This is a genomic window from Actinosynnema sp. NPDC023658 (assembly GCF_040639995.1).
Taxonomy (GTDB): Bacteria; Actinomycetota; Actinomycetes; order Mycobacteriales; family Pseudonocardiaceae; genus Actinosynnema.
On sequence record NZ_JBFAAX010001374.1, the window covers coordinates 1 to 1,226 of the forward strand.

Below are 1,226 nucleotides of genomic sequence, written 5' to 3' on the forward strand. Positions count from 1 at the left end.
CGTCCCGGCGCAGACCGAGGTCGCCCACGTCACGCGTGACGGCGTCCGCGACGGCGCACACCGGCTTGACGTCCTCGCTGTACTTCACCCCGCCGATGAACACCCGGTCGCGCCGCACCCGCGGGTAGGTCGCCAGCCAGTCCGCGGCGACGTCGCGCCACTCCTGGCCGCTGTAGCCGAACGGCTCGTTCATCGGCTCGAAGTACACCGAGCCCTGGCGCGCGTACCGGGCCGTGACGCGGCCCCACATCCGGTGGAACGCGTCGAGGTCGTCGATCCGGCCGTCCTTGGCGGGCACGGGGGACTCCCAGTAGGCCAGGATCACCTTGAAGCCCCTGGCCGTCGCCGCGTCGATCGCGCCCGTGTAGGAGTTCCAGAACGGGCCGTTCACCGTGACCGGGTTGATCGGCAGCCGCACCGTGTTCGCGCCCAGCTCGGTCGCGAACCCGCCGACGATCGCGCTCGCCTTGGCGCGGGTCGCGGCGTAGTCGTCCTGTGTGGACAGACCGGACGGCACGACCTCGTCGGCGGCGTAGTTGTCGCGCGGGTCGGCCCAGTTGACGCCCTTGAACTGCTTGGTGGTCGCACCCGCTGCGGGTGCGACGGCGGTGAGCAGGCCGGTCACGGCCACGGCGCAGGTGACGACGGCGGCCAGGCGGGAGGCCGCACGTCGGCGGCTGGGGGAGCGCATCGTTGATCTCCTCGTTGCGGGTGTCGGTCGACCAGGTCCCGGGCGGGCGTGGGGCAGCAGTCGGTGAAGCGGTCGGTCAGCGGTCGGTCGGCCCGAGGTCGGGTCGGTCGACCAGCGCCACCACCGGCCGTCGGGTGGCGTGCAGTTCGAGCACGGTGATCTCGTTCCCGCCCGCCCGCAGCACGGGCGCGGGCACGTACAGCGTCTGCTGGGGGCCGCGCGACCAGTAGCGGCCGAGGTGGAAGCCGTTGACCCAGGCGTTGCCCTTGGTCCAGCCCGCCAGCGACAGGAACGTGTCGGCCGGAGCGTCGACGTGCACCACACCCCGGTGGAACGCCGGGCCGACCAGCGGCGCGGTGGTCGGGGCGAAGTCCAGGCCGGAGAGGTCGTCCAGCGGCAGGGGCCGGCTGGTCCAGCCCTCGACCTCGACGCCGTCGAGCAGCACCGGGCCGGTGACGCCCTTGCGGTCGTGGATGGCCTGGCCGTAGTCGACGCGGCCCTGGTTCTCCACGAGCAGCGCGAGCACCGCCCCGGC

Annotated in this window: 1 protein-coding gene and 1 pseudogene; both read right to left on the reverse strand. The window is 73.2% G+C overall.

Going from position 1 to position 1,226, the window contains the following annotated elements:
- Nucleotides 1-691 (reverse strand): cellulase family glycosylhydrolase (locus AB0G02_RS41105; protein ID WP_360806239.1); only part of this gene is annotated, 691 nt, incomplete at its 3' end.
- Between the two features lie 76 nt (nucleotides 692-767).
- Nucleotides 768-1,226, reverse strand: a pseudogene (locus AB0G02_RS41110) (beta-galactosidase); the annotation flags it as partial.